Genomic DNA, 23,554 nt, shown 5'->3' with positions numbered 1-23,554 from the left:
TTCGGGCGCGCCGCTACTTCAACCTGCCTCGATGTAGGCCTCCCGCAGATAGTCGTGGACCGCCTGCTCGGGCACTCTGAACGACCGGCCTACTCGGATGGCCGGCAGCTCACCTGAGTGGACGAGCCGGTACACCGTCATCTTGGACACCCTCATGACCGTCGCCACTTCTGCCACGGTCAGGAACTTCACCTCGCTGAGAGGTCTTTCGCCTGCACCCATCGGACGCCTCTTCCGCACGTGTTTCCGGGTTATCCCCACTGGTGCCATTGCTCACGCACGTGTACTGCCGTCAGCGTAAGTCGGGACTCCGGGTGCGCAAACCCCCTATTTTCTCAGTCCACGGAGCCACCTGTCAGCCGGACCAGTAAAGTCGCTGGTTAGCAGCCAGGCCGAGCACCTCGCCTGGACCTTGGAACTGTCCAAGTTGCCACACATAAGAGTCGCCCAAGCACCATCAAAAGTTGGCAAAGGGACAGCGAGCCTCTTGGAATGCAGGCGCGAAAAGACGGTATGGGGAGGGCCGTTTTCGACTCAAAGGGCTCGTGAGACCAGAGTGACCAACCGCTCGGTCAGCGGAGCGTAATAGCGCGGTAGCACATTGTCGTCGAGTGGCACGACCACGTCGATCTTTCCCTCGGCCTCGCCGAGGAACAGTCCGGGGTCGTTGCTGTCGGCGAAGGCCACCGTCGGCACCCCCGCCTCGCCCGCCGCTCCCGCCCAGCCGTGGTCGGCGATCACCAGGTCGGGCAGCTCGCCTTCGAGCTCGTCGAGCATGTGCCGCATCGGGGCCGAGTCGTGGGTGTGCACGAAGCCGCCGCGGTCGTCCAGCATGGCGACGTCCTGGAGGTAGCGCAGGCGGCGCGGACGGCCGAAGTCGGAGCCGGCGTACGTCCAGCCCTCGGCCGGGGTGAGCAGGGTCGCGCCGCGCTCGACGACGAACCTGGCCAGCGGCAGGTGGACGGCGAGCAGCCCGGTCGGGTGCCCGGTGGCGAACAGCACGCGCGGGGCCGGCCGCGCCAGCACGGACGCGATCCGATCGGCCATGGCGTCGATCGCGTCGATCGTCAGGTCGGCGTCGATGGTGTCCTGGCCCCGGCGGTGACCGGGATCGGCGACCACGCCCGCCGACTTGGCCATCAGGGCGAGGACGTCCCGGAAGGACCACGGCTGCTCGAACGTCAGGCCGAGCATGTAGTAGGGGTCGCGGTTGGCCAGCGAGCTGTAGTGGTCGAGATTGTTCTCGCGCGACGTCGCGACGTCACCGGCGATGCGGGTTCGGATCAGGTGTCGGCGGAGTTCGTCGCGGCTCAGCACAGGTCTTCCTCATCAGGGGCACGTCAAGCGTCGTCAGGGCATCGGGTCGAGGCCGTGCAGGGGGAACACCGCGCGCCGGGTCGCCATGACCGCACGGTCGATGGGGTCCGCTGGGTCATAACCGTCGGAGAAGTCGTGAAATTCCGGGTGTCGTCCATCGGTCATGGTCAGCGGGGGCACCTCGCCGGTGCGCTCTCTGACGTACTGACGCCAGCTCTCGGGGGTGGGCGTGGCCGGATCGACGGGATGGCCGGCGGCCTCGGCGATGAGGTGCGTCCAGATGCGCGGCACGACCTGGACGAGCTCGTAACCGCCGCCGCCCACCGCGATCCACCGGCCGCCCGCCGTCTCGTGCGCCAGCTCGTGCAGGGCGGCGTAGGCGGCGCGCTGGCCGTCGATGCTGAGCATGAGGTTGGCGAGGGGGTCGAGGGCGTGGCTGTCGCAGCCGTGCTGGGTGACCAGGATCTCAGGGTCGAACTCACGCAGCAGCGGCGGCACGACCGCGTGGAAGGCGCGCAGCCAGCCGGAGTCGCCGCAGCCGGCCGGGAGCGCCACGTTGACGGCCGTTCCGTCCGCGCCGGTCTCGTGGGGGAAGCCGGTGCCGGGGAACAGCGTGCGGGGGCTCTCGTGCAGGCTGATCGTCAGCACGCGCGGGTCGTCGTAGAAGACGGCCTGCACGCCGTCGCCGTGGTGGACGTCGACGTCCACGTACGCCACCCGCGTGGCCCCCTGCTCCAGCAGCCAGGCGATGGCCAGGGCGGGGTCGTTGTAGACGCAGAAGCCGCTGGCGGCGGCCGGCATGGCGTGGTGGAGCCCGCCCGCGACGTTGACCGCGTGCTCGGCCGCGCCCTCCCAGACCGCGCGCGCCGCCGCCAGGGACGCCCCGGCGATCAGCGCGGACGCCTCGTGCACGCCCTTGAAGGCGGGGTTGTCGGTGGTGCCGAGCCCGGCCCGCAGGTCGGGCACGCCGGCGACCGAGACGCCTTTGACCGCCTCGATGTAGCCGCGGTCGTGGACCAGGGCCAGCTCGTCGTCGTCGGCGGGCGCGCAGCCGGCCATCTCGACCTTGTCGAGGACGCCGAGCGCGCGGGCGAGCGCGATCGTCAGCTCGACCCTGATGGGTGCCAATGGGTGGCTTGGGCCGAAATTGTAGGAGGTGAGAGCTTCGTCCCAGATGACCCGTGCCGTTCGGCTCATGCCTCGCCCTTCGCGCGCTCCCTCACCTTGCGCCGACGTTACCGCAGCGCCCTCTTCTGGTTGTAGCCCGGGTGATCGTCGCGGACGCCTTCGGTCGCATCAGCAATTTCGTGACTTAGTGTTTTATGGTGCGCTGGGCGCGACCTTTCCTCAGAATCTTGAATTTCTTCCGACGACCCCGGGTTTTCGACACCACGATCGTGGTCGTGCTCGCCGTGCTCGCGGGCCTCGGGCTGCTCCTCTCGTCCTTCCAGACGGGGATGGCGGGGGCTTTGGGGTCGGCGCACTTCCTGCTGACCAGCGTGCTGCTGCTGGTCCGCCGGAGCAGGCCGGTGCCGGTGGCGGCGGCCGTCACGGCGCTCGACGTGATCGGCATCGCGGCGGGGATGGTGACGTCGGCCACAGTTCCGGAGGCCATCGCCTTCTACAGCCTGGCGCGCTACTCCTCCGGCCGTCCGTCGCTGGTCACGACCGTCGCGGGGATGGTCGCCTACGGCGCGGTGATGGAGATCAAGGGGCCGGGCCTCGGCCAGTTCCTGGCCGGCGCCTTCGTCGTCGCGATCCCGGCCGGGATCGGCGCGCTGGTCAAGGCCAGGGCCGAGCTGAACGAACGCGGCAGGCGGGAGGCCGCCGACGCGGCCGTACAGACCGAGCGGCGGCGCATCGCGAGGGAGCTGCACGACGTCGTCGCGCACCACATCACGGTGATCAACGCCCTGGTCGGCGGCGCGCGGGCCACACTCGCACCCGAGCAGGAGGTCACCCGCGAGGCGCTGGAGAGCGCCCAGCAGACCGCCCGCCAGGCGATGTCGGAGATGCGCCGGCTGCTGCACGTCCTGCGCGCGGACGGCAACGACGGCCCGGACGCCGCGACCGGCGTGGGCGCCGACCGGCTGCCCGCGCTCATCGGCGAGGCCAGGAGCGCCGGGCTGCCCGCCAGCCTGACCGTCACGGGCGAGCCGGTGACCCTGCCCTCGGCCGTGGACCACGCCGTCTACCGGATCGTGCAGGAGGCCCTGACCAACACCCGCAAGCACGCGAGCGGCGCGCGGGCCAGCGTGCTCCTGGCCTACGGGTCCGCGGCGGTCGAGATCGAAGTGCTCGACGACGGGGTGGCCCAGCAGGGCGGCACGCCCGGGTTCGGGCTCGGCGGCATGGCCGAGCGGGTCGCGCTGTGCGGCGGAAGGCTTTCGACCGGCCCGCGTCCCGGGGGAGGATTCCGGGTGCACGCCCGCATCCCCCTGGAGGCAACATGATCACGGTGCTGCTGGTCGACGACCACGAGCTGGTGCGCAAGGGGTTCAGGCTGATGCTCGACGCCCAGCCCGACCTGTCGGTGGTGGGCGAGGCCGCCGACGGCGAGCGGGCCGTCGAGCTGAGCCGGCGGCTGCGGCCCGACGTGGTGCTGATGGACCTGCACATGCCGGGGCTCGACGGCGTGCGGGCGACCGAGCTGATCACCTCGGAGCTGCCGGTCGTGCGGGTGCTCGCGCTGAGCACGTTCGATCTGGACGAGAACGTGGTCGCGGCGCTCAGGGCGGGCGCCGACGGCTTCCTGCCCAAGGACGTCTCCCCCGAGGAGCTGATCGAGGGCGTCCGCGTGGTGCACCGGGGCGAGTCGGCGGTCGCGCCGCGCCTGCTGACCCGGCTGATCGGCACGTTCGTCCGGGCGTCGAGGCCGCCGGCCGCGCCCGTGCCGCGCGTGCTGGAGGCGCTGACCGAGCGCGAGCGGGAGATCCTCGTCCTGATCGCCAGGGGCCGGTCGAACACCGAGATCGCCGGGGAGCTGGCGGTCTCCCCCTCGACCGTCAAGAACCACGTGACCAGCCTGTTCGCCAAGATCGGGGTCAGGGACCGGGCCCAGGCGGTGATCGCCGCGTACGAGGCGGCGCTGATCAAACCTGGAGACTAGGACCAGGCTCCCAGGCGGCGCCCGGCAAGAACGTCCTCACGGCCGAAGAGGAACGCGGGCCGCCGACGGCACGCTTGAGTGCATGACGGCGATTCGCGCAACCAACCTGAGCAAGCGCTACGGCGGCACCCATGCCGTCACGGACCTGTCATTCGACGTCGAGCCCGGTCAGGTGACCGGGTTCCTCGGGCCGAACGGCGCCGGCAAGTCCACGACCATGCGCATGATCCTGGGCCTCGACCGGCCCTCCGGCGGATCCGTGCTGGTGGACGGGCGGCCGTACCAGGAGCACCGGCACCCGCTGCGCAAGGTGGGCGCGCTGCTGGACGCCAAGGCCGTGCACGGCGGGCGCAGCGCCCGCAACCATCTGCTGGCCATCGCCCAGAGCAACGGCATCCCGGCGAGCCGGGTGAACGAGGTGCTGGAGTCCGTCGGCCTGCGCGAGGTGGCGCGACGACGGATCGGCGGCTTCTCGCTCGGCATGTCGCAGCGCCTCGGCATCGCGGCCGCGCTGCTCGGCGACCCCGAGATCCTGCTCTTCGACGAGCCGGTCAACGGGCTCGACCCCGACGGCATCCTGTGGATCCGCACGTTCATGCGCAAGCTGGCCGCCGAGGGGCGGACGGTGTTCGTCTCCAGCCACCTCATGAGCGAGATGGCCCAGACGGCCGACCACCTGGTCGTCATCGGCCGGGGACGGCTGATCGCCGACACGAGCGTGCAGGAGTTCATCGGACGCAGCTCCCAGGGCTACGTACGGGTGCGCTCCCCGCGCCTGGCCGAGGTCGCGGACCTGGTCAAGGTGGGCGAGCTGTACCCGGACCACCTGCGCGTCACCGCGATGAGCACGCTGGAGATCGGCACCCTGACCGCGCGGGCCGGGATCCCCCTGGAGGAGCTGACGTTCGTGCAGCCCTCGCTCGAAGCGGCCTACATGGAGCTCACCAAGGACAGTGTGGAGTACTCGTCATGACAGACATCCTGAGGTCCGAATGGACCAAGATCCGTTCGGTGCGGTCGACGGTGTGGACGCTCGCCGTCACCGCCCTGCTCATGATCGGCCTGGGCGGGCTCATCTCGTTCGCGTCCAAGGCCACGGCCGACGGGCGGCCCATCCCCGGTGACCAGGCCGTCATGGCGGGCCTCACCGGCATCATGTTCGCCTCGCTGGCCATCGCCACCCTGGGCGTGCTGGTGATCTCCAGCGAGTACCGGACCGGCGGCATCCGCACGTCGATGATGGCGGTGCCGCGGCGGATGAGGCTGCTCGGCGGCAAGGTCGTGGTGTTCACCGCGACGGCGCTGGTCGTCAGCACGATCGCGTCGGCCGCCGCGGTGGCCGTCGGCCTGGCGATCATCCAGCCGGCCTCGGTCGACCTGGGCGCGACGGCGCGGTCCGTGCTCGGGGCCGGGCTCTACCTCACCGCCTGCGGCCTGTTCGGGCTCGGGCTCGGCACGGTGGTCCGGCACACGCCGGGCGCGCTCGTCTCGGCCATCGCGCTGATGCTGGTGCTGCCGCAGCTCACCGGCATGCTGCCCGGCCAGTGGGGCAAGACCGTCTCCCACCACTTCACCACCAACGCCGGCATGGAGGTCGTGATGGACCAGCCCGGCAACCCGCTGGGGCCGTGGAGCGGGCTCGGCGTCTACCTGCTCTGGGTCGCCGTCGCGGTGGTCGCCGGGGCCGTCCTCATGCAGCGGCGGGACGCCTGAGCCGCACGGCCGCCGGTCAGCCCGAGGCGAGCTGGCGCCCCCGGTCGCGGGCGGCCTCGATGGCGGCCAGGAAGGCGGCGCGCACGCTGTGGCGCTCAAGCTCGGCGATGGCCGCGATCGTGGTGCCGCCCGGCGAGGTGACGGCCTCCCGCAGGATCACCGGGTGCTCACCGGAGTCGCGCAGCATCACGGCCGCGCCGACGATCGACTGGGTGACCATGTCGAGCGCGGCCGCCCGCGGCATGCCGAGCAGGATGCCCGCGTCGACCATGGCCTCGACCAGGTAGAAGAAGTAGGCGGGGCCACTGCCGGACAGCGCGGTCGCGGCGTCCTGCTGGGACTCGGGGATGCGCAGCACCTTGCCGACCGGCTTGAGCAGGCCCTCGGTGAGCTTCAGGTGCTCCTCGCCCGCGTGCGCGCCCGCCGAGATCACGCTCATCGCCTCGTCGAACTTGATCGGCGTGTTGGACATGACCCGGACCACCGGCACCTCGACGCCGAGCCGCTGCTCCACGAACGCGGTGGTGATGCCGGCCGCCGCAGAGATGACCAGGCGGTCGGCCGGGACGTAGGGGGCGATCTCGGCCAGCAGGGTCGCCATGTCCTGGGGCTTGACGGCCAGGATCAGGGTGTCGGCCGCCTTGGCCGCCTCGGCGTTGTCGACCGTGCGCACGCCGTAGGTCTCGCGCAGCGCCTGCGCCCGCTCCGGCCTGCGGCTGGTCGCCATGATGTCGCCCGGCTCGAACCCGGCGCGCAGCAGCCCGGACAGCAGGGCCTCGCCCATCTTGCCGGTGCCCAGAATCGCGATCATCTCGACCTCTCGGAGGGGAACGGACGCGGGCCCAGCCTACTAGCCTCTCGACAGCAGCGATCTGAGGAAGAAGGCCAGGTTGCGGGGGCGTTCGGCCAGGCGGCGCATGAGGTAGGCGTACCAGTCGGCGCCGTACGGGACGTACACGCGCACCTGGCCGCCCAGACCGGCCAGGCGGCGCTGCTCGGCGGGGCGCACGCCGTACAACATCTGGTACTCGAAGCCGTTGACGTCGCGGCCGTCGAGCACGGCCAGGGTGGAGGCGATCTGGATCATCCTCGGGTCGTGCGTGGCGATCATGGGGTAGCCGGTGCCCGCCATGAGGATCCTGAGGCAGCGCACGAACGAGCGGTCGATGTCGGCCGGCCTGCTGTACGCGCCGGGGGCGGTGTAGGCCCCCTTGCAGAGCCGTACGCGGGCGCCGACCAGCTTCTCGCAGCGTTCGAGCGCGTCCGGCAGGTACGCCTGGACCACGATCCCGACGTCGGGATGCTCCTTGCGCAGCGTGGCGTGGACGAAGTGCAGGCCGCCGATCGTGTCGTGCTCCTCGGCGTCGAGCGTGACCGTGATGCCGCGGGGCGCGGCCGCCTCGCAGATGGTGGCCGCGTTGTCCAGCGCGATCTGCTCCGACAGCCGCAGCCCGAGCGCGGTCAGCTTGACCGAGGCGTCGCCGCCGGGCGGGAGCCGGTCGAGGAGCGACAGGTACTCGCGCACGGCCTCCTCGGCCTGCCGCCGGTCGGTCACCTCCTCGCCCAGGTGGTCGACGGTCACGAGCAGGCCCTCGTGGGACAGCTCGCGGATGATCCCGCCGACGTCGTCGGCGACGTATCGCTTGACCACGTCCCTGGTCAGCGGCGAAGTGGTGATGACGCGTTCGGCGCGTTCGCTCTTGGAGACGGCCAGCATTGCCTGACGAAGCACGTGACCCACACTAACCGCCCACTTCCTGGGTATATCGCTGAACCGCGGGCCTGCCCTTTTCGTCTTATGGATATGCGCACAATGACGACAGCGACTCTTCTCGCCGGTTCTCTGGTGCTCGCGACGAGTTGTGCCACAGCGCCGCCGGCCGCCCGCCCGTTGCCGCAGGCGCCCGTCGAGCACTCCGTGACACCGGTCACCACCGGCCCGACCAAGGGGCCTGAGCCGGTCAAGCCGGTCGGCGACGCCATCAACGTGCACAAGGTCCGCTGGACCAAGGCCACGCCCGTCTCACGTGGCAAGCAGGTGAGGCTCACCTGGTGGTCGGGCGTCGAGCCGTGCACCGTGCTGGACGAGGTCAAGGTCAAGGAGACCGCCAAGAAGGTCACCATCACCCTGTACGAGGGCACCTCCCCCAAGGCCAAGAGCGTCTCCTGCATCATGCTGGCCGTGGAGAAGACCACGACCGTCAAGCTCAAGCACGCCCTCGGCAAGCGCAAGCTCGTGGACGGCGCGAAGCCCTAGCGTCCGAGGCGCCGGCGGTCCTTGGGAACGGCCGGGCGTGCGTCGGTCCAGCCGTTCCCCGGCAGGTACGTCACGGCCTGTCCCCCGCGGTCGTGGTCGCGTAGGCGGCCGCGGTGAGCGGCTCGCCCGCGCCCTGGTCGAGGAGCAGCTTGGGTTGCGGCTCCTCGACGCTCGACGCCTTCGGCTCGGTGACCACCTCCAGTCCCGGCCTGCCCTCGGGGTCACGGACGACGCCGCGCGCGTCGGTGGCGGGCAGGCCCGCCAGGAACCGGAGCACCATGGCCCGCCGGTCGGGACGCAGCGGCAGCCTGGTGAAGCGGGCGGCGTCCACGCGGTCGAGGACGTCCTCCTCGTGACCCGCGTCCTGGCGGCCGGCCGCCCTGCCGAGCGCCCGCCACCGCCTGACGGGGAGGCGGCGGGCGATGTACCGGTGGATCTCGGTGAAGTCGCAGGTCGAACAGGTCCGCCCTGCGATCAGGTGGAACCACCAGGCGTTCGCCCCCGTTACGCGTGTTGTGTGGAATCACGGTGGTTGTTCCCCGATTGCCGGGAATGCTTTCACGCTCAGAGGGGTTGAGTCGGGTAGGCTCAAGTCGTTTGACAAAGACGACACGCATCCGTAGCTTGAGTCCAACCGACTCAACTTTGACTACAAGGACGTACTCATGGCACGTGCGGTAGGTATCGACCTTGGGACGACCAACTCCGTCGTCTCGATCCTCGAGGGCGGTGAGCCCACCGTCATCGCCAACGCGCAGGGCTCGCGGACCACGCCGTCCGTGGTCGCCTTCGCGAAGAACGGCGAGGTCCTGGTGGGCGAGGTCGCCAAGCGGCAGGCCGTCACCAACGTTGACCGGACGATCCGCTCGGTCAAGCGCGAGATGGGCACCAACTGGTCCCAGGAGATCGACGGCAAGAAGTTCTCCCCCCAGCAGATCAGCGCCTTCGTGCTGCAGAAGCTGAAGCAGGACGCCGAGGCGTACCTGGGCGAGAAGATCACCGACGCGGTGGTCACCGTCCCGGCGTACTTCAACGACGCCCAGCGCCAGGCCACCAAGGAGGCCGGCACGGTCGCGGGCCTCAACGTGCTCCGCATCATCAACGAGCCGACCGCCGCGGCCCTCGCCTACGGGCTCGACAAGGAGCAGGACCAGACGATCCTGGTCTTCGACCTCGGCGGCGGCACCTTCGACGTGTCGCTGCTCGACGTCGGCCAGGAGGACGGCCACGGCTTCGTCGAGGTCAAGGCCACCTCCGGCGACAACCACCTCGGTGGCGACGACTGGGACCAGCGCGTGGTCGACGAGCTCGTCAAGCGCTTCCAGAACGCCCACGGCGTCGACCTCGCCAAGGACAAGATGGCCCTCCAGCGCCTGCGTGAGGCGGCGGAGAAGGCCAAGATCGAGCTGTCCAGCCAGGCCGAGACCACCATCAACCTGCCCTACATCACCGCTTCCTCCGAGGGCCCGCTGCACCTCGACGAGAAGCTGACCAGGGCCGAGTTCCAGCGCCTGACGGCCGACCTGCTCGAGCGGACCAAGGGCCCGTTCCACCAGGTCATCAAGGACGCCGGCATCAAGGTCTCCGACATCGCCCACGTGGTGCTCGTCGGCGGCTCGACCCGTATGCCCGCCGTCACCGAGCTCGTCCGCGAGCTGACCGGCGGCAAGGAGCCCAACAAGGGCGTCAACCCCGACGAGGTCGTCGCCATCGGCGCGGCTCTCCAGGCCGGCGTGCTCAAGGGTGAGGTCAAGGACGTCCTCCTGCTCGACGTGACCCCGCTGTCGCTGGGCATCGAGACCAAGGGCGGCATCTTCACCAAGATCATCGAGCGCAACACGACGATCCCGACCAAGCGCTCGGAGGTCTTCACCACGGCCGAGGACAACCAGCCGTCGGTGCAGATCCAGGTCTACCAGGGCGAGCGCGAGATCGCCTCGTACAACAAGAAGCTGGCCACCTTCGAGCTGACCGGCATCGCCCCGGCGCCGCGCGGCATCCCGCAGATCGAGGTCACCTTCGACATCGACGCCAACGGCATCGTCAACGTCTCCGCCAAGGACCTGGGCACGGGCAAGGAGCAGACGATGACGATCACCGGCGGCTCCGCGCTGCCGAAGGACGACATCGCGCGCATGATGCGCGAGGCCGAGTCGTACGCCGAGGAGGACAAGAAGCGCCGCGAGGAGGCCGAGGTCCGCAACAACGCGGACGGTCTGGCCTACCAGACGGAGAAGTTCCTCCGCGAGAACGACGACAAGGTCCCCGGCGACATCAAGACCGAGGTCAACGACGCCCTGGCCGAGCTGAAGAAGGCTCTTGAGGGCACCGACACCGACGTCATCCGCACCTCCGCGGAGAAGCTCGCCACGGTCAGCCAGAAGATGGGCTCGGCGATCTACGCCGCGAGCCAGGGCCAGCAGGCCGGTCCCGAGGGCGCTCCGCAGGACGCCACGGCCGGTCAGGGCGCCAAGGCCGACGACGACGTGGTCGAAGCCGAGATCGTCGACGAAGACCAGCCGAAGAAGGACCAGTGATGCCGGCGCGTGACAACGGGCACGAGGAGCCGGTGATCCGCGACAAGCGCAAGATCGACCCGGAGACGGGTGAGGTTCGGGAGACCTCGGGCGGGCAGCCCGAGGCGCCCGCCGAGCAGGCGCCGGCGGCGGCCCACGACGGTGAGCTGGCGGCCCAGCTCGCCGAGCGGACCGCCGACCTCCAGCGCCTCCAGGCGGAGTACACGAACTACCGCAGAAGGGTCGAGCGCGACCGGGTCGCGGTCCGCGAGCAGGCCGTCGCCGGCGCGCTGACCGAGCTCCTCCCCGTGCTCGACGACATCGGAAGGGCCCGTGACCACGGCGAGCTGACCGGTGGCTTCGCGAAGGTGGCGGAATCGCTGGAATCGGTGCTCACCAAGCTGGGTCTCAGCGCCTACGGCCAGAAGGGCGACCCGTTCGACCCGACGGTCCACGAGGCGCTGATGCACAGCTACTCGCCCGACGTGACGGAGCCCACCGCGATCGAGGTGTTGCAGCCTGGATACCGGATGGGTGAGCGGGTGCTGCGCCCGGCACGGGTCGCGGTGGCCGAGCCCGAGGACGCTCCTCCCGCGTCCAATGACGACGAAGCAAACTGACAAAGGACGAAGGGCCGTAGATGAGCACCAAGGACTACCTGGAAAAGGACTACTACGCCGTCCTTGGTGTGCCCAAGACCGCCACCGCCGATGAGATCAAGAAGGCGTACCGGAAGCTGGCCAGGCAGTACCACCCGGACACCAACCAGGGCGACGCCGCCAAGGAGACCAAGTTCAAGGAGGTCTCCGAGGCGTACGACATCCTGTCCGACGGCAAGCGCCGCAAGGAGTACGACGAGGCGCGCACGCTGTTCGGGGCCGGGGTGGGCGGTCAGCGCCCCGGCGGTGGCGGTTTCCCGTTCGACTTCGGCGACCTGTTCGGCGGAACCGCCGGCCAGCAGGGCGGGGGCGCCGGCGAGCGGCTCGGCGACCTGTTCGGCGGGCTGTTCAACCGGGGCGGGGCGGCGGGCTCCACCCGTACGACGAGCGCGACCAGGCCGCGCCGCGGCCAGGACGTCGAGTCCGAGGTCACGCTCTCGTTCACCGAGGCCGTCGAGGGCACCACGGTGTCGCTCAGGCTGACCAGCTCGGCCGCCTGCACCGGGTGCAGCGGCACCGGCGCCAAGGCGGGCACGACCCCCCGGGTCTGTCCCACCTGCGAGGGCACCGGCGCGGCCAGCCGCAACCTGGGCAACTTCGCCTTCTCCGAGCCCTGCCGCGACTGCAAGGGCCGCGGGCTGCTCGTGGACGACCCCTGCCCCGTGTGCGAGGGCAGCGGCCGGGCCAAGAGCACCCGTACGATCCAGGCCAGGATCCCCGCCGGCGTGGCCGACGGGCAGCGGGTCAAGCTCAAGGCCAAGGGCGCGCCGGGCGAGAACGGCGGCCCGGCCGGCGATCTCTACATCCTGACGCACGTCAAGCCGCACCACGTGTTCGGCAGGGCGGGCGACAACCTCACGATCACCGTCCCCGTGACGTTCACGGAGGCAGCGCTGGGCGCCGAGATCAAGGTGCCGATCCTCAAGGGCATGCCGGTGACCCTGCGCATCCCGGCGGGCACGCCCAACGGCCGCACGTTCCGCGTGCGGGGCAGAGGCGTCACCCGCAAGGACGGCACCAAGGGTGACCTGCTCGCCAGTGTCGAGGTGCTCGTCCCGAAGACGCTCGACGACAAGTCTCGCGAGCTCCTCAACGAGTTCAACACCGCGACCGTGGGCGACGACCCGCGGGCCGATCTCATTCAGCGAGCCAGAAGCGAGTAGCCGATGGACGCCAACTATTTCGACCTGTCCGACGACACTCCTGTTTATGTGATTTCGGTGGCCGCGCAGCTCTCCGGGCTCCATCCGCAGACGCTGCGCCAGTACGACCGGCTCGGCCTGGTCAGCCCCGGCCGCACCGCCGGGCGCGGCCGCCTCTACTCCACAAGAGACATCATCCAGCTCCGCGAGGTCCAGCGGCTCTCCCAGGAGGAGGGCATCAACCTCGCGGGCATTAAGCGGATTCTCGAGCTCGAGAACGAAGCTCTGCGGCTGCGTGAGGAGGTTCACCGCCTGCGCGCCGAGATGCGGATGGTCAGGGCGCTGATCCGCTACGAGCTGCCACCGGGGGCCTAGGTTATGGACTACAAGCTCACCCAGAAGAGCCAGGAAGCGCTCTCGGGTGCCATGCGGCGCGCCGCCGCCGAGGGCAACCCGGAGATCTCACCGGCCCATCTGCTCTCCACGCTGCTCTCCCAGACGGGCGGCACGGCCGTCCCGCTGCTCGAAGCGGTCGGCGCCGACTGGCGCACGCTGCGGGCACGCGTCGAGGAGCAGCTCGCGGCGCTGCCGAAGGCCCAGGGCGCGACAGTGGGCGCGCCTTCGAGCTCCCGGCAGCTCCTCACCGTCATGCACACCGCCGCCCAGCACGCCAACCGGCTCGAAGACCTCTACGTCTCGACCGAGCACCTGCTCGTCGGCCTGGCGGCCGACGGCGGCCCGATGGCCGAGCTGCTGAAGGCGCAGGGCGCGACCCCGCAGGCGCTGCTCGACGCCTTCGAGAAGGTACGCGGCCACGCCCGCGTCACCAGCGAGACGCCCGAGGACACCTACCAGGCGCTGGAGAAGTACGGCGTCGACCTCACCGAGCGGGCCCGCGGGGGCGGCCTCGACCCGGTGATCGGCCGCGACTCGGAGATCCGTCGCGTGGTCCAGGTGCTCAGCCGCCGCACCAAGAACAACCCGGTGCTGATCGGCGAGCCCGGCGTGGGCAAGACCGCCGTCGTCGAGGGCCTGGCCCAGCGCATCGTGGCCGGCGACGTGCCCGAGTCGCTGCGCAACAAGCGGCTGATCTCGCTCGACCTGGGCGCGATGGTGGCCGGCGCGAAGTACCGCGGCGAGTTCGAGGAGCGGCTCAAGGCCGTGCTCTCCGAGATCAAGGAGAGCAACGGGCAGATCGTCACGTTCATCGACGAGCTGCACACCGTCGTCGGCGCGGGGGCCGCCGAGGGCGCCATGGACGCCGGCAACATGCTCAAGCCCATGCTGGCCCGCGGCGAGCTGCGCATGATCGGCGCGACCACGCTCGACGAATACCGCGAGCGCATCGAGAAGGACCCCGCGCTGGAGCGCCGCTTCCAGCAGGTCTATGTGGGCGAGCCCACGGTCGGCGACACGATCGCGATCCTGCGCGGGCTCAAGGGCCGCTACGAGGCCCACCACCAGGTGCAGATCGCCGACGGCGCCCTGGTGGCCGCCGCCGCCCTGTCCGACCGCTACATCACCAACCGCTTCCTCCCCGACAAGGCCATCGACCTGGTCGACGAGGCCGCCTCGCGGCTGCGCATGGAGATCGACTCCCGTCCCGTGGAGATCGACCAGCTCCAGCGGAACGTCGACCGGATGAAGATGGAGGAGCTGGCCCTGACGAAGGAGACCGACGAGGCGTCGGTCCAGCGGCTCGACCGCCTGCGTCAGGAGCTGGCCGACCGCCAGGAGGAGCTCAACGCGCTCGTCGGCCGCTGGGAGCACGAGAAGGCCGGGCTCAACAAGGTCGGCGAGCTGAAGAAGCAGCTCGACGAGGCCAGAGGCGCCGCCGAACGGGCCCAGCGCGACGGCGACTTCGAGGCCGCCTCCCGGCTCATGTACGCCGACGTGCCCCGGCTGGAGCAGGCCCTCCAGGCCGCCTCCGACGCCGCGCCGCCGGACAACGCCATGGTCAAGGAGGAGGTCGGCGCCGACGACATCGCCGAGGTCATCTCCTCCTGGACGGGCATCCCCGCCGGGCGCCTGCTGGAGGCGGAGACGGCCAAGCTGCTGCGCATGGAGGAGGAGCTGGGCCGGCGGCTCATCGGCCAGCAGCAGGCCGTACAGGCCGTCTCCGACGCCGTACGCCGCAGCCGGGCCGGCATCGCCGACCCCGACCGTCCCACGGGCTCGTTCCTGTTCCTCGGCCCCACGGGGGTGGGCAAGACCGAGCTGGCCAAGGCGCTGGCGGAGTTCCTGTTCGACGACGAGCGGGCGATGACCCGCATCGACATGAGCGAGTACTCCGAGAAGCACAGCGTGGCCAGGCTCGTCGGCGCGCCTCCCGGCTACGTCGGCTACGAGGAGGGCGGCCAGCTCACCGAGGCCGTCCGGCGGCGGCCGTACACGGTGGTGCTGCTGGACGAGGTGGAGAAGGCGCACCCGGAGGTCTTCGACATCCTCCTCCAGGTGCTCGACGACGGACGGCTGACCGACGGCCAGGGCCGCACGGTCGACTTCCGCAACACGATCCTGATCCTGACCTCCAACATCGGCTCGCAGTTCCTGGTCGACCCGAAGCTGGAGAACGACGCCAAGCGCGAGGCCGTCATGGGGGCGGTGCGCGGTTCGTTCAAGCCGGAGTTCCTCAACCGGCTCGACGACGTCATCCTCTTCGACGCGCTCGGCTCCGAAGAGCTGGCCCAGATCGTCGACCTCCAGGTCGACCGCCTGGCCCGGCGCCTGTCCGACCGCCGGCTGACCCTGGAGGTCACCCCGGCCGCCCGCGAATGGCTCTCGCTCACCGGCTACGACCCCCTGTACGGCGCCCGTCCGCTGCGCCGCCTGGTCCAGTCGGCCATCGGCGACAAGCTGGCCAAGGCCGTCCTGTCCGGCGAGATCGCCGACGGCGACAAGGTCGAGGTGGAGCTCGGCGACGACGAGCTGGTCGTCCGGCGCGGCTGAGACCCGCGTCACCGGAGCCCGGGGATCCTCACGATCCCCGGGCTCCCGCATGTCATGGCAGGGTCATCCCGCGTCGCGGCGGGGTAAGGTTCCCGCCACCCTTCGCACAAGCCGCACGCGACCGGTCGGGCAGGTGACTACCTTCGGCGTTCGTCAGATCACCGATTCCGATCAGAGGGACATGCGGTGGCATCTCAGAAGATCCGAAGCATCCTGGCGGTGGCCGCTCTGACCGTGGGCGTCACCTGGCCGGTCGCCGGTCCTTCGGTGGCCGACACCTGCAGGCCGCGGTTCCAGGCGGTCGCCTCGTTCTGCGACGGCCGTACCAGCCTCCAGCTCAACGAGAACAAGACGAACGGCCACCGGGTCGTCACCGAAGAGGTCGGCAAGCTCGCCGTGGCCGCCGGGGCCATGGCCAGGCGGCTCGGTCTGACCGGTCTGGCCGCCGCCAGGTCCGCCATGGGACCGCTGGCCGACCTCGGGGGCGTCGGGGCGACGTGGGGCATGCCGTCGCTGACCAGCGTCTCGCCCGCGCTGTTCCCCATGGCCTCCGGCGAGAGCGGCATGCGGGACCTGGCGACGACGCTCCAGGTGCCCGCTCTGCCCGCGCTCCCCGCGTTGCCGCAGCCGCCCATCGCGGCCCGGGTGCCCGCCGAGATGACGGTCGGCGAGAAGCCGACCGCCCCCGCGTCGGCCCGCTCGGCGCGGTCGGCCGCGGAGGCTCGGCAGCCCGTACGGGAGGTCGGCGGCGACCTCATCTCGAACCTGCTGCCCAAGGCCGTGGAGGGCATCGAGGGCGCCTCCACGCTGCCCGGCGGCTACCCCGCGATCGACGGCTTCAGCCGCCTGCTGCCCAACCTCGACCTGCGCTGAGCCGAAGTGTCCGGGCGCGGGTCGTGCCTGCCGCGCCCGGCTTTCTCAACCGGAGGGGCCGCGTCACACACTGACGCGACCCCTCCGGCCCAGCTCCACAGGCACACGACGGGCAACGCGCTTACTCCCGCGCGGTTCTTGCGGGCGCGCGACAAGCAGGGCCCCGCGCGGGGCCCGCCGGTCCGGCCCCCTCGACTAGGAGACGAGCTCGTCGAGCTCGTCTTCCGGAAGGCCGAGGTCGACCCTGATCCGGTATCGCGTCCGCAGCAGCGCCACCTGCTCGGGGTCGCCCTCGTCACAGCCCAGCACCGCCTGGGTGGCCCATTCGAGGCCGCCCTGGAGATCGCCGTAGGCGACCAGGGTCTCCGCGATGGTGTGGGCGGTCGTCGTGGAGACGTCGCCCTCCGCGCGGATGGTCTCGATGAGCTCCCGGGCCTCGTCGGGCCTTTCGAGCTCGAAGAGGGTGTCGGCGATGCCGGCGCGCGCGTCGAAGCCCGCGTCGCCGCCGTCCTCCACGGCGCGCTGGAAACACTCCATCGCGCGTGCGGGCTGTCCCGCCGCTCGCCACTCCTCGGCGGCCAGGACGAGGATGGACGCCCTGGAGACGTCGCCGGACGAATAACCGAGCGCGACGTCGTAAAGCCGACTGGCCAAGGAACTGTGGTCGTCGGCCAGCAGGGCCTGCTCAAGCAGACGATCAAGGTGCTCTCGGGTCACATGCGCCACACCGCGAGACTACCGAGCCGCCAGGCGCTTTGCCCGGTCAATGCGCATCGCCGGTCACATGCAAATTCGGCAACGTCCCGTCAAAGACTGGTTACGCTGCGCGTGTCTGTGCAGGTCATAGGGCATATATCCGATGCTTTGCGTCTCGCGGGCGGAGGGGGCTGTAATGGGCATGTCCAAGCAGATGACCTTCACGCTGGCTTGTGCCGTCGTTCTCTCGGCCCTCGGGCCCGGTGTGGCCGGGTATCTGTCGGCCCGGTTCGAGGCCATCCAGACGGCCGAGCGCAACCTGCACGCGCTGGAGGCCAGGCTCGACGTCAGGCAGGCCCGGGACGTCCGGCCGGTGTCCTTCCCCCTGCCGTGCCTTCGCACGCCGTTGACGCCGCGCATCCAGCAGGTGCCCGCGACGGCGCTGGGCGACCGGGAGCTCATGAGACGCCTGCACCGGGAGGCGGAGGCCCTGGCGCCCGGGTCGTGGCAGCGGACCGAACCGGGCGCTCAGCGGCCGGTCATCGCCGGTACCGGCCGGTGATCCGGTCGATCACCTGTGCGTAGAGGTCGCCGCGCATCTCCTGGACGAGCGCTTCGAGCGGTGAGCGCCCTGGCACGCGGGCGACGTCCAGCTCCCTCAACGCCTCCCTCACCGGCTTCCTGACCGGCACCCTCACCGACGCCCTGACCGGCGCTCGGACCGTAGCCTGCACCTGCGCCTTCACCTGTTCCTTCACCGGGGCCCTGACTGGTGCCTTCACCGGGACCGCCACCGGAGGGGCCACCCGGACGGCGCTCGGGCGGGCGGGCCGCCGGACGCGGGCGCGCTCCCGATGGGCCCGCGCCCCGACGACGACCGCCGGACGCACCCCCGGACGCGCGGGCGCCTTCACGACGACCGCCGGACGCGCCACCGGACGCGCGGGCACCCCCGCGACGGCCTCCGGACGGGCGGGCGCCTCGACCTCGGCGGGCACGGCCACGGGCGGGACGGCGCGGCAGGCGACCACGGGCCGCACGGTTATCACCGCCGGCTCCGTGTCGTCGGCGGCGTACCCGGCCGTGTAACCGATCATCCCGCTGGCGCCCACGGCCAGGACGAGCCCGAGCGTGGCGTAGGCCGGCCCACGCCTGCGACGGGGATCGAAGGGAGCACTGCGGTGGAAGGCGGACGGTGGAAGATCGGACATCTTCACCTCCCGAGACCTGTGACGGACAGTGAATGAAAGATCGCTCACTGCTGTCATGCCCAGATCTGCGTCAGCGTCCCACGTCGCCCTCGGTCAGCTCGTGCGGCGACCACGACCTGAGCTGGCGCGACAGGAACCCCCGCACCAGATGCTTGGCGGCGTCGATGATGTCCGGCGCGCCGGCGGGGTCGCGCCGGAAGGCCAGCTTGAGCACCGCGTCGCCGGCCTCGACGGCGACCAGCACGGCCAGGTCGAGCGTCTCGCTGTCGGCCAGCCCGAACCCCTTGAACAGCAGGCCGCGCAGCCTGCCCGCGATGACCGTGTTGTTCTCGGAGTCGGAGTCGAGCAGGTTGAGGTCGACGACGTCGCCGAAGTGCAGGCTCCTGAAGCCGGGGACCGTGCGGTGCATGTCGACGTACTCGTCGATGATCGCGTCGACGGCCTCCCACCAGCCGCGGTACTCCTCCTCCATGAACCGGCGGCCCACCCGCGCCACGAACTGCTCGACGTTGCGCCGGGTGAGCTCCTGGGTGATGGCCCGCTTGTCGGGGAAGAACTGGTAGACCGATCCGATCGCGACGCCTGCCCGCTCGGCTATGCGGGTGGTGGACAGGGCCTCATAGCCGGTCTCGTCGAGGAGTTCGGCGCAGGCGTCGAGCATGCGCTCGACGCGCCGGGCGCTGCGGCGTTGGGCCGGCTGCCGCCGGAGAGCTTTGGGGTGGACGCAGTCATCATCCATTTGCGGCGAGGACACGGATTCATCTTCTCTCGTCGGCACGATCGTTACCTACTAATTTGCGGGATTTCTCGGACGGCTGCCGCGCCGCGCCGCCCATGGCGAAATCCGCGACTCGGCATAACCGTATTTCCGCGCTGCTCAACGGGCCGAATGTGCGCTGCGACGCAGGCCCGCAGGGCAGGGTGGACGTCCGTCCGGTCCCCTCGGCGTCCTCGGGACGCCGCTCCGGATAACGTCCCGCGGATCGCCGCCGATGGTGTGTTCGAGAAAGTCCCCGTGGGCGCGACCGTCATATTGTTCGGCACACTATATTGCGAGACGATATTTTGCGAATATTCTTCAATTTGCGGGATATCGGCGACGGCTCTCCCCGGGGTGGCCCGTCGAACCGTCCGGAGGGTGGATCGCTCAGGGGCGCGCGGCCAGCCCCGAGCACGAGCGCAGGGCCTTCCAGTCGTTCACGGCCTGGGTTTTGGCCGTGCCCGTGATGGGGACCGGGATGCCGCCCTGGATCGTGGCCGGGGTCCACTGGTCCTTGAGCACCTTGCGGCCGTTGATGGTCAGCGTCAGCACGCCCGTCCTGCCCGTGGTGCCCGGGGTCGAGTTGTAGAAGACGAAGTTGCCCATGCCGTAGCTGACGTAGGCGTCGTCCAGGTATCCGGCGCCGAGCAGGATGTGCGCGTGCCCGCCGACCACGACGTCGGCGCCCGCCGCGACCAGCTTGGGGGCGAGTGAGCGCTGGGCCTCGTTGGGGCATTTCTGCATCTCGGTGCCCCAGTGCAGGTGCACGATGACGGTGTCGGAGTTCTTGCGCGCCTGGCGTACGGCCTTCAGCAGGCTCGCCTCGTCCTTGGCCGAGGCCAGCCCGCCCTTGTCGGCCGTGGCCGTCCACGACTGGATGAACTCGGCGTCGAGCACCTGCGTCGCGCCGATGATCGACACCCGGTTGCCGTTCACGGTCTTACGGAAGGGTTTGTAGGCCTGCGCCGCGTTCGCGCCGATCCCCACGATCGGGAACTTGCTGCGCTTGATGGCCGCCAGGGAGTCGGTCAGGCCGCTCTCCATGTAGTCCATGCCGTGGTTGTTGGCCATGGAGGCGACGTCCACCCCGGCCGCCTTGAGCGCGGCGAACGCGGTCGCCGGCGCGCGGAAGGTGAACTGCTTGCCGGGCGCGGGCGTCCCGGCCGTGGTGATGGCGGTCTCCAGGTTGACCATCGACAGGTCGGACTTGCGCAGGACGTTCGCGATGGGTCCGAGGGCGGTGCCCGGGTTGGCGAGCCTGCCGCGCAGGACGCCCTCGAAGTGCACGTCGCCGCCGAAGGAGATGGTGAAGGGCTTTCGTACGGGCTTCGGCTTCCGGCTCGGCGACTCGGCCGCCTGCTGGTCGACCTGCTTGCTCTGCGGCTCTTTCTCGGGTGCCGACGAACATGCCGCGAGGGAGGCGGCGACGACCAGCACCGGCAGGACACGGGGGAGTCTCATCTACCGCCATTTCCACTCGATCCAGACTTTTCCGGATCGAGCATTCTATGGGCGGCAGATTAGGACTTGGTATCACCACTTCCCACCAACCATGCCAAAGCGGACCTGGTGGCGTCGTCCTGGGGGCTGTAGACGATCAGTCGCATCTCGGGCGCGGAGGAGGCGTTCAGGCTGGTCGTGCTGAAGCGGAGGGCGCCGACGACCTCGTGCTCGAAGTGCTTCACCCGGGGGCCGGGCTCGGCCACGTCCTGCCTGGCCCACATGCGGGCGAACTCGGCGCTCTCGGCGCTCAGCCGCCGGACGAAGTCCTGCCAGCAGGGGTCGTCGGAGTGCCGGCTGTAGGCGCCCCTGAAGACCGCGACCGCGCGCGGCAGCTCCGACTCGCGGTTGACGAGCCTGGTCGGGACCGCGGTGTTGACGAAGGTCTGCCAGAGCGAGTTCCGCTCGCCGTCCGGGGCCTCGACGACGTGCGGGAACAGGGCGGCGTAGGAGGCGTTCCAGGCCAGCACGTCCGAACGGCTGTTGGCGACGGACGCGGGCATGTCGCCGAGCTGGTCGAGGATGCCCTGCATCTCGGCCGGTATGCGGCCGGCGTCGACGACGGCGGGCGCCTCGGCCTGGCCGGTGAGCCGGTAGAGGTGCTGGCGCTCGGCGTTGTCCAGCATGAGCGTACGGGCGACGGCGTCGAGCACCTGGCCGCTGACGTTGATCGGCCGGCCCTGCTCCAGCCACGTGTACCAGGTGACGCCCACCCCGGCGAGCTGGGCGACCTCCTCGCGGCGCAGCCCCGGCGTACGCCTGCGGGGGCCCGGCGCGAGGTCCACCATCTCGGGGGTGATGCGTGCCCGGCGGGTGCGGAGGAACGCCGCCAGATCCGTACGTCTTGCCTCGGTCACGGTCACACCTCCACTATGGGGGCATCGCCGCACACTTATCCAGGTGCCGCCAATACCAGTATAAAGGGACACTCGTTACTGGTACCAGGTACGCACAATAATGAAACACATGACCGAATCCGCCACTGTTTCCTCTCCTGTCCAGGCAACCCCACCGGACAGGGCCAAGGCCAGCGGTCTGCTCCTCGCAGTGATCCTCGTCGGGCAGTTCCTGGCCATCCTCAACGTCAACATCGTCAACGTGGCCACCCCGACCATCGAGGCGGACCTGCACTCCTCCGGCGCCGGGCTGCAGATGATCGTCGCCGGTTACACCATTGTCTATGCCGTCCTCTTGATCACCGGCGCCCGGATCGGCGACCTCTTCGGTTACCGCAACGCCTTCCTCGGCGGGCTGGCCCTGTTCACCGTCACCACGCTCGGCGCCGGCCTCGCGCCCTCGACGGGCTGGCTGATCGGCTTCCGCCTCGCCCAGGGCGCCGGCGCCGCCATGATGATGCCGCAGGTGCTGACCCTGATCCAGCGCAACTACCAGGGCGCGGCCCGGGGACGGGCGATCGGCCTGTGGTCGCTGGTGATCAGCGGCGGCATCGTCGTCGGCCAGGCGCTCGGCGGCATTCTGCTCGGTTTCGGCGCCGGGTGGCGGGTGGTGTTCCTGGTGCTCGTGCCGGTGGCGGCCGTACTGCTCGGCATCGGGTTCCGCGCGTTGCCCGCCGACGAGGGCGGCGGCAGGACCGGGCTCGACCCGTGGGGCCTGGTGACGCTGTCGGCGGCCGTGCTGCTGTTCGTGGTGCCGCTGGTGCTCGGGCGTGACCTCGGCTGGCCGGTCTGGGGCTGGGTCTCGATGGGGCTCAGTGTCGTGATGTTCGTGGCGTTCGTCCGCGTTGAGCGCTGGGTGACCGGTCGTGGCGGGCGTCCGCTGGTGGACGCCAAGGTGCTGGCGGCGCCGGGCATGCGTCCCGGCCTGGCGATCCTGCTGTTCGGCCCGGCGACCTGGGGCGCGTTCCTGTTCACCTCGGCCCTGCACCTCCAGGGCGACCTGCACTTCTCCCCGCTCGGCTCGGGGATGATGATGGTGCCGTGCGCGCTCGCCTTCGGCATCGTCGGCCTGCTGTGGCCGCGCCTGCCCGCCGGGTTGCAGCGCCCGCTCGTCCCGGTCGGTTATGTGGTGGCCGCGCCGGCCTATCTCGGTCTCGGCCTCGCCGCCGACGGCGGCGTCGTCTACGCGATCATGAGCGCCCTCATCGGCGCCGGTCTCGGCGTGCAGGTGGCGGTGACCAACATGGCGACCGAGCAGGTGGACGGCGCCTACGCGGCGGACGCGAGCGGCGCGCTACTCACCGTGATGCAGCTCGGCCAGGTCATCGGCGTCTCGACCGTGGGCACGCTGTTCATCTCACTGAGCCAGGGCCACGGCACCGTCTCGGCCTCCCTCATGGCCGCCGTCGCGATGGCCGGCCTGGCCGTACTGGCGGGCCTGAGCAGCCTCTTCCTCGTCCGCGCCCGCCGCTGACGCACTCTCCGGCAACGATCCCCTCACGGGACGCGGGCCCGTTCTTCCTCAAGCTGGTCGTCCGCCGCGCTCGGCCTGCCGCGCTGAACGCTGCGGCGGCGGCTGCGGACCGGCTCCGGTGGATACTCCGAGGCGAACCAGGCCGGTGGGCTCCGGCCGGGCCTCGTCATGGGCGGCCCTGAAGGTTGTGTCGTCAACTCGTCAGGGCCGCCTGATCACCCGGCTGCGGCCAAGGTCTGCAGGTCGAACTCCCCGTCGCGGACGCCGGCCGTGAAGGCGGCCCACTCGGACGGCGTGAAGACGAGCACGGGCCCGTCGTCCACCTTGCTGTCCCGCAGGGCGACGTTGCCGTCTCCCAGGGGGGCGACCTCGACACAAGAGGTCGCGCCGTTGCAGAAGGTGCTCTTCCGCCAGTTCTGGATCGTGCTGGTATGCATTTTCTCCCCAAAGGCTATAGACGGGCCCCATTGCCCGCCTCCTGG

The 23,554-nt window shown here is 70.4% G+C and carries 24 protein-coding genes and 1 pseudogene; 13 read left to right on the top strand and 12 right to left on the bottom strand.

All coding sequences use genetic code 11. The annotated features are described in order from the left end of the window. Positions 1–18: 18 nt before the first annotated feature. From ACIA8R_RS04070 to ACIA8R_RS04060, 3 genes are all read right to left on the bottom strand, one after another. Positions 19–222 (bottom strand): helix-turn-helix domain-containing protein, encoded by a 204-nt coding sequence (locus ACIA8R_RS04070; protein WP_026214222.1) that lies wholly within the window; start codon positions 220–222, stop codon positions 19–21. A 312-nt stretch (positions 223–534) separates the two neighbouring features. Further along, positions 535–1,317: a phosphatase gene (locus tag ACIA8R_RS04065; protein WP_397036419.1), complete on the bottom strand. Its 783-nt coding sequence runs from the start codon at positions 1,315–1,317 to the stop codon at positions 535–537. A gap of 33 nt (positions 1,318–1,350) precedes the next feature. Next, a complete protein-coding gene (locus ACIA8R_RS04060) occupies positions 1,351–2,514 on the bottom strand; it encodes an acetoin utilization protein AcuC (protein ID WP_357692469.1) in 1,164 nt (387 codons plus the stop codon). 158 nt (positions 2,515–2,672) lie between these two features. Between ACIA8R_RS04060 and ACIA8R_RS04055 the strand changes: the two genes are divergently transcribed. The 4 genes from ACIA8R_RS04055 to ACIA8R_RS04040 all read left to right on the top strand — a co-directional run bounded on the left by ACIA8R_RS04055 (position 2,673) and on the right by ACIA8R_RS04040 (position 6,139). Next, on the top strand, positions 2,673–3,770 hold the full coding sequence (locus tag ACIA8R_RS04055; protein WP_364082633.1) for a histidine kinase: 1,098 nt from the start codon (positions 2,673–2,675) through the stop codon (positions 3,768–3,770). Next, positions 3,767–4,426, top strand: coding sequence for a response regulator (locus ACIA8R_RS04050; RefSeq protein WP_397036416.1), 660 nt, complete (start codon positions 3,767–3,769; stop codon positions 4,424–4,426). The genes ACIA8R_RS04055 and ACIA8R_RS04050 overlap by 4 nt, the downstream gene beginning before the upstream one ends. A gap of 82 nt (positions 4,427–4,508) precedes the next feature. Beyond that, positions 4,509–5,399, top strand: a complete 891-nt coding sequence (locus tag ACIA8R_RS04045; protein WP_397036414.1) for an ABC transporter ATP-binding protein — start codon at positions 4,509–4,511, stop codon at positions 5,397–5,399. Further along, positions 5,396–6,139, top strand: a complete 744-nt coding sequence (locus tag ACIA8R_RS04040) for an ABC transporter permease subunit (RefSeq protein ID WP_357692478.1) — start codon at positions 5,396–5,398, stop codon at positions 6,137–6,139. The genes ACIA8R_RS04045 and ACIA8R_RS04040 overlap by 4 nt, the downstream gene beginning before the upstream one ends. Positions 6,140–6,155: 16 nt before the next feature. Here the strand turns inward: ACIA8R_RS04040 and proC are convergent, their stop codons facing one another. Both proC and ACIA8R_RS04030 read right to left on the bottom strand, forming a co-directional pair. Next, the gene (gene proC, locus ACIA8R_RS04035; protein WP_357692480.1) at positions 6,156–6,950 is read right to left on the bottom strand and encodes a pyrroline-5-carboxylate reductase; all 795 of its coding nucleotides are present in this window, start codon (positions 6,948–6,950) and stop codon (positions 6,156–6,158) included. A gap of 39 nt (positions 6,951–6,989) precedes the next feature. After that, entirely contained in the window at positions 6,990–7,871 is an 882-nt protein-coding gene (locus ACIA8R_RS04030) for a proline dehydrogenase family protein (protein ID WP_397036412.1), read from the bottom strand. Positions 7,872–7,952: 81 nt separating this feature from the next. Between ACIA8R_RS04030 and ACIA8R_RS04025 the strand changes: the two genes are divergently transcribed. Further along, positions 7,953–8,396, top strand: coding sequence for a hypothetical protein (locus ACIA8R_RS04025; RefSeq protein ID WP_357692484.1), 444 nt, complete (start codon positions 7,953–7,955; stop codon positions 8,394–8,396). A gap of 70 nt (positions 8,397–8,466) precedes the next feature. Here the strand turns inward: ACIA8R_RS04025 and ACIA8R_RS04020 are convergent, their stop codons facing one another. Next, positions 8,467–8,727 (bottom strand): hypothetical protein, encoded by a 261-nt coding sequence (locus ACIA8R_RS04020; RefSeq protein WP_397036410.1) that lies wholly within the window; start codon positions 8,725–8,727, stop codon positions 8,467–8,469. A gap of 334 nt (positions 8,728–9,061) precedes the next feature. Here ACIA8R_RS04020 and dnaK point away from each other — a divergent pair, with 334 nt between their 5' ends. The 6 genes and pseudogenes from dnaK (at position 9,062) to ACIA8R_RS03990 (ending at position 16,535) form a co-directional block, all read left to right on the top strand. Further along, positions 9,062–10,933, top strand: a complete 1,872-nt coding sequence (gene dnaK / locus ACIA8R_RS04015) for a molecular chaperone DnaK (RefSeq protein WP_357692488.1) — start codon at positions 9,062–9,064, stop codon at positions 10,931–10,933. Then, positions 10,933–11,532 carry a nucleotide exchange factor GrpE gene (gene grpE, locus ACIA8R_RS04010; protein ID WP_357692490.1) on the top strand — a complete coding sequence of 200 codons (600 nt, stop codon included), beginning with the start codon at positions 10,933–10,935 and terminating at the stop codon, positions 11,530–11,532. Before dnaK ends, grpE begins: the two co-directional genes overlap by 1 nt. Before the next feature lie 20 nt (positions 11,533–11,552). Next, positions 11,553–12,734: a molecular chaperone DnaJ gene (dnaJ, locus tag ACIA8R_RS04005; protein ID WP_397036408.1), complete on the top strand. Its 1,182-nt coding sequence runs from the start codon at positions 11,553–11,555 to the stop codon at positions 12,732–12,734. 3 nt (positions 12,735–12,737) lie between these two features. Next, a pseudogene (locus ACIA8R_RS04000) lies at positions 12,738–13,061 on the top strand (heat shock protein transcriptional repressor HspR); the annotation flags it as partial. 30 nt (positions 13,062–13,091) lie between these two features. Then, a complete protein-coding gene (clpB, locus tag ACIA8R_RS03995; protein ID WP_364082648.1) occupies positions 13,092–15,662 on the top strand; it encodes an ATP-dependent chaperone ClpB in 2,571 nt (856 codons plus the stop codon). A gap of 186 nt (positions 15,663–15,848) precedes the next feature. After that, a complete protein-coding gene (locus ACIA8R_RS03990) occupies positions 15,849–16,535 on the top strand; it encodes a hypothetical protein (protein WP_364082651.1) in 687 nt (228 codons plus the stop codon). A gap of 195 nt (positions 16,536–16,730) precedes the next feature. On the opposite strand, the gene ACIA8R_RS03985 is transcribed toward ACIA8R_RS03990, so the two are convergent. After that, complete coding sequence (locus ACIA8R_RS03985; protein ID WP_397036405.1) at positions 16,731–17,189, bottom strand: tetratricopeptide repeat protein; 459 nt, start codon at positions 17,187–17,189, stop codon at positions 16,731–16,733. A 244-nt stretch (positions 17,190–17,433) separates the two neighbouring features. Between ACIA8R_RS03985 and ACIA8R_RS03980 the strand changes: the two genes are divergently transcribed. Further along, entirely contained in the window at positions 17,434–17,793 is a 360-nt protein-coding gene (locus ACIA8R_RS03980; protein WP_364082654.1) for a hypothetical protein, read from the top strand. Here ACIA8R_RS03980 and ACIA8R_RS03975 read toward each other — a convergent pair. From ACIA8R_RS03975 to ACIA8R_RS03960, 4 genes are all read right to left on the bottom strand, one after another. Beyond that, positions 17,771–18,442, bottom strand: a complete 672-nt coding sequence (locus ACIA8R_RS03975; RefSeq protein WP_397036403.1) for a hypothetical protein — start codon at positions 18,440–18,442, stop codon at positions 17,771–17,773. The genes ACIA8R_RS03980 and ACIA8R_RS03975 overlap by 23 nt on opposite strands. A 70-nt stretch (positions 18,443–18,512) precedes the next feature. After that, the gene (locus ACIA8R_RS03970) at positions 18,513–19,103 is read right to left on the bottom strand and encodes a TetR/AcrR family transcriptional regulator (protein ID WP_397036540.1); all 591 of its coding nucleotides are present in this window, start codon (positions 19,101–19,103) and stop codon (positions 18,513–18,515) included. 486 nt (positions 19,104–19,589) lie between these two features. Further along, a complete protein-coding gene (locus tag ACIA8R_RS03965) occupies positions 19,590–20,663 on the bottom strand; it encodes a CapA family protein (RefSeq protein ID WP_397036402.1) in 1,074 nt (357 codons plus the stop codon). A gap of 59 nt (positions 20,664–20,722) precedes the next feature. Continuing rightward, entirely contained in the window at positions 20,723–21,559 is an 837-nt protein-coding gene (locus ACIA8R_RS03960) for a helix-turn-helix transcriptional regulator (protein ID WP_397036400.1), read from the bottom strand. Positions 21,560–21,668: 109 nt separating this feature from the next. On the opposite strand from ACIA8R_RS03960, the gene ACIA8R_RS03955 reads away from it, so the two are divergent. Continuing rightward, the gene (locus ACIA8R_RS03955; protein ID WP_397036398.1) at positions 21,669–23,072 is read left to right on the top strand and encodes an MFS transporter; all 1,404 of its coding nucleotides are present in this window, start codon (positions 21,669–21,671) and stop codon (positions 23,070–23,072) included. Positions 23,073–23,287: 215 nt separating this feature from the next. On the opposite strand, the gene ACIA8R_RS03950 is transcribed toward ACIA8R_RS03955, so the two are convergent. Next, a complete protein-coding gene (locus ACIA8R_RS03950) occupies positions 23,288–23,509 on the bottom strand; it encodes a DUF397 domain-containing protein (protein WP_357692510.1) in 222 nt (73 codons plus the stop codon). Positions 23,510–23,554: the final 45 nt, after the last annotated feature.

It is taken from the genome of Nonomuraea sp. NPDC051191, assembly GCF_044455665.1.
GTDB lineage: Bacteria > Actinomycetota > Actinomycetes > Streptosporangiales > Streptosporangiaceae > Nonomuraea.
Note: the sequence above shows the minus strand (reverse complement) of the source record. Positions and strands in the feature narration are given on the sequence as shown.